General features: G+C 67.7%; 7 protein-coding genes. 5 read left to right on the top strand and 2 right to left on the bottom strand.

Features of this window, described 5'->3' with window-relative positions; all coding sequences use genetic code 11:
- Positions 1-48 precede the first annotated feature (48 nt).
- Together F6X61_RS26795 and F6X61_RS26790 are read right to left on the bottom strand one after the other, a co-directional pair.
- On the bottom strand, positions 49-1437 hold the full coding sequence (locus F6X61_RS26795; protein ID WP_153789298.1) for an ATP-binding protein: 1389 nt from the start codon (positions 1435-1437) through the stop codon (positions 49-51).
- Entirely contained in the window at positions 1434-2156 is a 723-nt protein-coding gene (locus F6X61_RS26790) for a response regulator (protein WP_153789297.1), read from the bottom strand. Before F6X61_RS26790 ends, F6X61_RS26795 begins: the two co-directional genes overlap by 4 nt.
- 182 nt (positions 2157-2338) lie before the next feature.
- Between F6X61_RS26790 and F6X61_RS26785 the strand changes: the two genes are divergently transcribed.
- From F6X61_RS26785 to F6X61_RS26765, 5 genes are all read left to right on the top strand, one after another.
- A complete protein-coding gene (locus tag F6X61_RS26785; RefSeq protein WP_153789296.1) occupies positions 2339-4666 on the top strand; it encodes a TonB-dependent siderophore receptor in 2328 nt (775 codons plus the stop codon).
- Positions 4666-5346, top strand: coding sequence for a Fe2+-dependent dioxygenase (locus F6X61_RS26780; RefSeq protein ID WP_153789295.1), 681 nt, complete (start codon positions 4666-4668; stop codon positions 5344-5346). Before F6X61_RS26785 ends, F6X61_RS26780 begins: the two co-directional genes overlap by 1 nt.
- 16 nt (positions 5347-5362) lie before the next feature.
- A complete protein-coding gene (locus F6X61_RS26775; protein WP_153789294.1) occupies positions 5363-6475 on the top strand; it encodes an ABC transporter substrate-binding protein in 1113 nt (370 codons plus the stop codon).
- On the top strand, positions 6472-7533 hold the full coding sequence (locus tag F6X61_RS26770) for an iron ABC transporter permease (RefSeq protein ID WP_153789293.1): 1062 nt from the start codon (positions 6472-6474) through the stop codon (positions 7531-7533). Before F6X61_RS26775 ends, F6X61_RS26770 begins: the two co-directional genes overlap by 4 nt.
- Positions 7530-8240 (top strand): ABC transporter ATP-binding protein (locus F6X61_RS26765; protein WP_153789292.1); only part of this gene is annotated, 711 nt, incomplete at its 3' end. The genes F6X61_RS26770 and F6X61_RS26765, both read left to right, overlap by 4 nt.

The following is an 8240-nucleotide window of genomic DNA, read 5'->3' as shown; positions in this document are numbered from 1 at the left end:
TTCGTCAGGTGATCGCATTTGGGCGAACAGTTGCAAGGCGATAGATTTTCAGCGTCTATGAGATCGAGCGCCGCCCGCACGCGGCAAATCCACAGTAACCAGCAACCCGCCCCCCAGTCGCGGCCCCAGCGTCAGCGCCCCCCCATGGGCATTGGCAATACCGGCAGCAATGCTCAACCCCAGGCCATGCCCCCCACCACTGCGCGACGGGTCAACCTGATAGAACGGCTCCAGCACCTGGGCCAGGTGATCGCCGTCGATCCCCGGCCCACGGTCACCCACCTGGATACGCAAGCGTTCCGGGCTATCCTGCACCTCGATATCCACAGGCCCCGGCGCGTGCCGATGGGCATTGTCCAGCAGGTTCTGCAGGCAGCGGCGCAGGCCGCTGGCGTGGGCGCTGAGCGGGCGGGCCTGGCCGTGCAGGCGCAGCTCGCCACCGAGGTCTTCGAAGTCGGCCTGCAGGGCGCGCAGCAGCGCGTCGATATCCACAGGCTCACGGGCATTTTCCAGCTCGCCGCTGCGCAGGAAATCGAGGCTGGCGGCCACCATGTCTTCCATCTGCTGCAGGTCGGCGCGAAAGCGCTGGCGCAGGTTCTCCTGCGGCAGCAGTTCGGTGCGCAAGCGCAGGCGGGTGATGGGCGTACGCAGGTCGTGGGATACGGCGGCAAAGAAACGCGTGCGCTCGGCGATGCTGTCGATCAGCCGTTGCTGCATGGCGTTGAACGCCTGGGCCGCCTGACGCACTTCCTGGGGGCCATCGAGGCTCAGCGGCGGGCGGTGGATGTCCTGGCCCAGGGCTTCGGCGGCGGCGGCCATCTGCCTGAGCGGGCGCAGGGCAATACGCACCGCGATCAAGGCCAGCAGCACCACCACCACGGTGCGCAACAGGTAGATGCGGAACAGGAAATCGAACACCAGCGAACCGATCGAGGCGCTGCGCCAACCCTGGTCTTCGGTGCTTTGCAGGTACAGCACCTGGCCGTCGGGCAGGGTCAGCTCGACCACGCTGCGCACACTGGCCGGCGCCCCGCGCATCAAAAGGCCAGCGCCACCGGGCTGGTTGTCGGGGGCGAGCAGTTGCAGGTGCAGCAGGCGCAGGGGCGCTGGCGCGCCGGTGCGTTCGCTGAGCAGCCGGCGCAGCAATGCGTCCTGCTCGGGCGTCGCCTGGGCAAGCCCGGTCGGCGCTGCTGGCAACTGCTGCCAGCGCGAAGAGGCCATGCCTTCGAGCAATATCGGCAACTGCGCCGGCCGCTCGCGGGCCACCTGCAACAGGTCGGCCAGGCGCCCGGCAAGCAGGCGCAGGGGGATTTCCAGCACTTGGGTCTGGCGCACTTCGTACCAGATGCTGCTGGTGAGCAACTGCGAGGCGAGCATGCCACCGACCAGGATCAGCACCAGGCGGCCATGCAGCGAACGTGGCCAGCCGCGTTTCATTCGCTGGCCACCTCATTGACCGTGAGCATGTAGCCCTCGTTGCGCACGGTGCGGATCAGCGCCGGGTTGCGTGGGTGGTCGCCCAGGTGCTGGCGCAGGCGGCTGACGCACACATCGATGCTACGGTCGAACGGTTCGCGCTCGCGGTCGAATACATGGTTGAGCAAGAAGTCGCGGCTCAGGGCGCGGTTGGGGTGCTGCAGGAACAGCCGCAGCAAGCGGTAATCGGAGCTGCCCAGGCTGACCACCAGGCCATCAGGCGAGCGTAACTGGCGGGTGGCGGTGTCCAGGCGCCAGCCGGCGAAGCGCAATTGGCTGGCCTCGTCCACCCGGGCGCGCTCGGGGAAGCTCTGGGTCCGGCGCAGCACCACCTTGATCCGCGCCAGCAGTTCGCGCGGGTCGAACGGCTTGGCCAGGTAGTCGTCGGCGCCCATCTCCAGGCCGACGATGCGGTCCACCAGGGTGCCGCGGGCAGTCAGCATGATCACCGGGATATTGCTTTGCACCCGCAGTTCGCGGCACAGGGTCAGGCCGTCTTCGCCGGGCAGCATCAGGTCCAGCACCACCAGGTCGACCAGGCGCTCGGCCAGGCAGCGGCGCATGTCGCGGCCATGGGCCGCCACCGAAGTGCGCAGGCCGGCCTCTTCCAGGTAGAGCGACAGCAGCTGGCGGATCTCAGGGTCGTCATCGACGATCAGGATGTGGTCGGGCTTGGACATGGGGCAGGCCTGTAGGTTGAAAGCGCAGGGCACCTTACACCGCGCTTGCCCTGGCGAATGTAACGGAATGTGTTGGGCGACCGCCGGCCTGCCGCGCCGTACATTTGCGCACACAAGACGGCGTGGGGCCGTCATTAGAATTGCGCCACTCAAATGCGACTGATTTTCTTTAAGGACTTCACATGCCCCACGCATCCTCCCCGCGCCTCCCGGCGACCCTGGCGCCGGCCTTTGGCCTGATGCTGGGCGCCTGCGCCCTGCCAGCCCTGGCCGACACGCTCGACCTGCCCGCCACCCGGGTGGACGGCAAGCAGGACCGCTACAAGGTCGACACGGTGACCTCGAGCAAGATCACCACGCCCTTGCTGGATGCGCCGCAGAGCATCAGCGTGGTGCCGCGCGCGGTGCTGGAGGAGCAGAACGCGCAGAGCCTGCAGGAGGTGTTGCGCAATGTGCCGGGCATCACCTTCATGTCGGGCGAGGGCAACCTGGGTTGGGGCGACCTGTTCTCCATTCGCGGTTTCGCCGCCGAGCAGAGCATGACCGTCGATGGCGTGCGCGACGCCGGCATGGCCAGCCGCAACGACACCTTCAACCTGGAGCAGGCCGAGGTCTACAAGGGCACAGGCTCCGTGGAGTCGGGCGTGTCGGCCGTGGGCGGCAGCGTCAACCTGGTCAGCAAGCGTGCGCACCTGGGCGATGCCGGCAAGCTCTCGGCAGGCATCGGCACCGACAACTACAAACGCCTGACCGCCGACGTCAACCACCAGCTCAATGACACCAGCGCCGTGCGCGTCAACCTGATGAAGCACTACAACGCGGTGTCCGAGCGCGACGAGGTGGACTACGACCGCTGGGGCCTGGCCACCTCGTTCGGTTTCGGCCTGGGCACCGATACCCGGCTTTGGCTCGATGCGTTCTACCAAAAAGACCGCAACACCCCGGATGGCGGCGTACCGATCCAGCGCGGCACCGATGGCAAGCGCATGCCGGGCGTCGACCGCGATGCCTGGTACGGCGATTCGAGCCTGTATACCCAGCGCAGCGAAACCCGCTCGCTGACCGGCCTGTTCGAGCACGACTTCAGCGACGACCTGACCCTGCGCAACCAGCTGCGCTGGCAGCAGACCGACAATTGGGCCGTGCTGTCGCCGGCCCGTTTCGTCGCCGCCAATGCCGACGGCAGCCGCACCTGCACCGGTACCCGTTGCGCCAGCCTGGGCTATGTCGGGCTGGGGGCGCGCAGCTCGATCAACGGCATCAGCGCTTACACCGACTACGCCAACAGCGCCAGTGGCTACGGCTACCTGCGCGGCAGCGACTTCGGCCTGTCCAAGCGCTACGAGATCGTCGACAACCAGACCGATCTGCGTTTCAACCTCGACACCGGCGGCATTTACCACGAGGCCGTGACGGGCGTCGAGCTGTACCGCGAAACCTACGGCGGCCTGCACAAGAGCATGAAGGTGCCGGACGGTTCGATGTTCTTCGACCTGTCCGACCCGGCCCACAGCTTTGCCTCGACCCGCACCGACAAGGGCTACGGCGACCCGCGCAGCGTGGTGAAGGACGCGGCCCTGTACGCCTCCGACACCCTCACCCTGGACCCGCAATGGCAACTGCTGCTGGCCCTGCGCTATGACCACTGGCAGGTCGACAGCGAGCGCGCCACCGGCAGCAGCAGTAGCCGCGACGATGCCTTTGGCGGGCGTGCCGGGGTGGTCTACAAGCCGCTGCCCAACGGCAGCATCTACTTGTCCTATAGCCAGGCCGCGCAGCCATCGGCAGTGGGGGCCAGCACCAACAACCAGATCTACGGCGCGGCCAGCACCGAGGCCTACAAGCCGGCGGTTTCGAAAACCTACGAGCTGGGCACCAAGTGGGAACTGCTCGACGAGCGCCTGAACCTGACTGCCGCGCTGTTCCGCACCGAGCTCGAAGACAGCTGGGAATACAGCGAAGGCGAGACTTCGCCGGTGCGTGCGCTGCCGGCCAAGCGGGTCGATGGCATCGAGCTGGGCCTGCAGGGGCAGCTCACCCAGCGCTGGTCGGCCTACGCCGGTTTCGCCGCGATGAAGAGCCGCCAGACCAAGGGCGCGAACAAGGGCGAGGAGGCCAAGAACGTCCCTGACCTGACCGCCAACCTGTGGAGCACCTACGACCTCACCGACCAGCTCAGCCTCAGCTATGGCGCCGACTACGTGGGCCGGCGCCGCTACAGCGACAACAAGTACGTCGGCGGGTTGAACAACAACAGCAGCTACGCCAACGGCCCGACCGGGGTCTACACGGTCTACACCCGCGACCATGAAAAGGCGCCGTCCTACTGGCTGCACAGCCTGGCGGCGCGCTACAAGGTCGACAGCCAGACCACGCTCAACCTGAACGTGTCGAACCTGTTCAACACCTTCTACTACAGCCGCGTCGGCGCCTCGCTCGACGGCTTCCAACTGTACGGCGTGCCGGGGGCCGGGCGCACCCTGACCGCCAGCGTGGATTACAGCTTCTGATGCTGGTGCAGATCGAAAACCTGTTCAGCGCCGACGAACTGCGCGGGCTGCGTCAGCAATTGCTGGCGCAGCCCTGGGTCGATGGCAAGGCCACGGCCGGCGTGCAGTCGGCCCAGGCCAAGCACAACCGCCAACTGGACGAAGACGACCCGGTCGCCCGCCAGCTGGGCGGGCTGATCCTGCAGCGGCTGTCGGACAACCCGTTGTTCATGTCCGCCGCCCTGCCCAAGCGCATCTACCCGCCGTTGTTCAACCGTTACGGCGCCGGCGAAGGGTTCGGCTACCACATCGACAACGCCATTCGCGGCATCAAGGGCGTGCGCGAGCGGGTGCGTACCGACCTGTCGGCGACCTTGTTCCTGGCTGAGCCGGACAGTTACGACGGCGGTGAACTGGTGGTCCGCGACACCTTCGGCGAGCGCCAGGTCAAGCTGCCGGCCGGGCACCTGGTGCTGTATCCGGGCAGCAGTGTGCACCGGGTGGCGCCGGTGACCCGAGGCGAGCGCCTGGCGGCGTTCTTCTGGATCGAAAGCCTGGTGCGCGAGGACAGCCAGCGTAGCCTGCTGCTGGACATGGACGTGGCGATCCAGCGCCTGACTGCACAACAGGCCGACGCCGGTTCGTTGCTGGAACTGACCGGCGTGTACCACAACCTGCTCCGTCGCTGGGGCGACACCTGACCTTGGGAGGTCACCCATGATGCAACCCTCTATCTGGCGGCGCCTGCTGGCGCTGCCCTTGATGCTCGGTGCCTGGTTGGGCCTGGCGCAAGCGGCCAGCGCGGTGCAGGTCACCGATGTGCTCGGGCGCACGGTTACGGTCGAGCACACGCCGCAGCGTATCGTGCTCGGCGAAGGCCGGCTGTTCTTCGCCCTGGCCTTGCTCGACCGCGACAACCCCTTCGGGCGGGTGGTCGGCTGGCAGAACGACATGCGCCTGCTCGACCCGCACACCTATGCGGCCTACGCCAAGCGCTATCCGCAGATCGGCAAGCTGCCGTTGATTGGCCAGGCCTCGGAGCAGAGTGTCAGCGCCGAGCAGATCCTGGCCCTGAAACCGGACCTGGCGGTGTTCAGCATCGCCGGTGAAGGCCCGACCCAGCACAGCCCGGTGGCCGACCTGCTGGCCAAGGCTGGGGTGCCGGTACTGTTCATCGACTTTCGCGTGCACCCGATCGAGAACACCCGGGTCAGCCTGCGTGCGCTCGGCACCTTGCTCGACCGTGAGCCGCAGGCCGAGCAATACCTGAGCCTGTATGACCGGCACTTGAAGCAGGTCACCGACAAGGTGGCCGGGCTGCCCGACAGCCAGCGGCCGAAGGTCTTCCTCGAACTGCTGGCCGGGGTATGGCAGGCGCCGGGGCACACTACCGGCAAGAGCGGGCTGGGCAGCCTGGTGGCGGCCGTCGGCGGGCATAACATCGGCGCCGATGTGGTGCCGGGCGCAGTGGGCGACGTGAGTGTCGAGTACGTGCTGCAGGCCGACCCCGACGTTTACATTGCCACCGGCAACCGCGCACCGGGTGTGCTGCTGGGGGCCGGCGTGGCGACCGACACCGCGCGCCAGAGCCTGGCGCAAATCACCGCCCGCCCCGAGTTCGCGCCGCTGCGGCCGATTCAGGCCGGGCAGGCTCATGGCTTGTGGCATGACTTCTACAACTCACCGTTCAACATCCTCGCCATCGAAGCCATGGCGCGCTGGATTCAGCCCGAGCGCTTCAAGGACCTCGATCCGCAGGCCACCCTGGCCGAGATCAATCGCCTGTTGAACATCGGCCTGGACGGCCAGTACTGGGTCGACGCCCGGTGACCGCGCTGGCGCAGGATGGCGCGGCCCTGGCGGCCGGGCGCTACCGGCGCCTGCTGTGGCGGCGCAGCGGGCTGGTGCTGGGGTTGGCGGCGCTGTTGCTGCTGTCGGTGTTGCTGGACCTGGCCAGTGGTGCCTCGGGCATGGGCCTGGGGCAATTGCTGCACGGGCTGCTCGACCCCGCGAGCCTGAGCGGCACCGAGCGGGTGATCATCTGGAATGTACGGTTGCCCTATTCGCTGATGGCGGTGTTGGTGGGGGCCGCGTTGGCCCTGGCCGGGGCCGAGATGCAGGCGATCCTCGACAACCCGCTGGCCAGCCCGTTCACCCTGGGCGTGTCGTCGGCGGCGGCGCTGGGCGCGTCGCTGGCCATCGCCTATCCGCTGGGCCTGGCCTGGCTGGCGCCGGGCGTGCAGGTGACGCTGATGGCGTTCGTCTTCGCCTGCCTGTCGGTGGTGTTGTTGCAGGCCATGGCGCGGCTGCGCGGCGCCGGTGTCGAGAGCCTGGTGCTGTTCGGCATTGCCCTGGTGTTCAGCTGCAATGCGTTGGTGTCGCTGCTGCAATTGCTGGCGACCGAGGACGTGCTGCAGCAACTGGTGTTCTGGACCCTGGGCAGCGTGGCCCGGGCCGACTGGCAGAAGCTCGGCATCCTCGCCCTGGTGCTGGCCGTGTTGTTGCCGTTCTCGCTGCGCGCAGCGCCGGCCATGACCCTGCTGCGCATGGGCGAGGAGCGGGCGCGCAGCTTTGGTGTCGATACCCGGCGCCTGCGTTTCGCCTCGCTGGTGCGCATCAGCCTGCTGTCGGCCACGGCCGTGGCCTTTGTCGGCACCATCGGTTTCGTCGGCCTGGTGGGGCCGCATATCGCCCGTTTGCTGGTGGGCGAGGATCAGCGCTTCCTGCTGCCGGCGAGTGCGCTGGTGGGGGCGCTGCTGCTGTCGCTGTCGTCGATTGCCAGCAAGCTGATCCTGCCCGGGGTGATAGTGCCGGTGGGCATCGTCACCGCGCTGGTGGGTGTGCCGGTGTTCGTGGTGCTGGTGTTCCGCCGGGGGAGAAACCTGTGAGCCTGTTGATCGATCGATTGTCGGTGGCGTATGGCGCACGGCAGGTACTGCACCAGGTCAGCTTGCCGGAGTTGCCGGCCGGCAGCCTGGTGGCGCTGGTGGGGCCGAATGGCGCGGGCAAGTCGACCTTGCTGCGCGCGTTGGCGGGGCTTGAGCGCATGCAGGGTTCGCTGACGCTGGATGGTGAGGAGGTGACCCGGCTGGGCGTTGCCGAGCGCTCGCGGCGGCTGGCCTATATGCCCCAACAACTGCCCCCGGGGATCGCCCTGGGGGTGCTGGAGAGCATCATCGCCGGATTGCGTGTGGGCGGGGCCGACAACCCGCTGGGTATGGCGTTCGAGGCGCTGCGCCGGTTGGGTATCGAGCAGCTGGCCGAGCAGCAGTTGGGCAGCCTGTCCGGGGGCCAGCGGCAACTGGTGGCGCTGGCCCAGCTGCTGGCGCGCAACCCTCGGGTATTGCTGCTGGACGAGCCCACCAGCGCGCTGGACCTGCATTACCAGTTGCGGGTGATGGATGCGGTGCGTGAGCGGGTTGTCGCCCATCGTTTGCTGGCGGTGGCGGTGCTGCACGACATCAACCTGGCGGCCAGCCATGCCGACTGGCTGGTGGTGCTGAGCAAGGGGCGGGTGGTGGCCAGTGGGGCGCCGGAGCAGGTGCTGGTGCCGGGGTTGCTGGCCGAGGTGTATGGCGTCGAGGCGCGGGTGGAG

This window comes from Pseudomonas sp. EMN2 (genome assembly GCF_009650555.1).
Taxonomy (GTDB): Bacteria; Pseudomonadota; Gammaproteobacteria; order Pseudomonadales; family Pseudomonadaceae; genus Aquipseudomonas; species Aquipseudomonas sichuanensis.
Note: the sequence above shows the minus strand (reverse complement) of the source record. Positions and strands in the feature narration are given on the sequence as shown.

Coding starts and splice junctions, on each gene's coding strand:
- F6X61_RS26795 (WP_153789298.1), bottom strand. CDS start 1,437: ATGAAACGCGGCTGGCCACGTTCGCTGCATGGCCGCCTGGTGCTGATC.
- F6X61_RS26790 (WP_153789297.1), bottom strand. CDS start 2,156: ATGTCCAAGCCCGACCACATCCTGATCGTCGATGACGACCCTGAGATC.
- F6X61_RS26785 (WP_153789296.1), top strand. CDS start 2,339: ATGCCCCACGCATCCTCCCCGCGCCTCCCGGCGACCCTGGCGCCGGCC.
- F6X61_RS26780 (WP_153789295.1), top strand. CDS start 4,666: ATGCTGGTGCAGATCGAAAACCTGTTCAGCGCCGACGAACTGCGCGGG.
- F6X61_RS26775 (WP_153789294.1), top strand. CDS start 5,363: ATGATGCAACCCTCTATCTGGCGGCGCCTGCTGGCGCTGCCCTTGATG.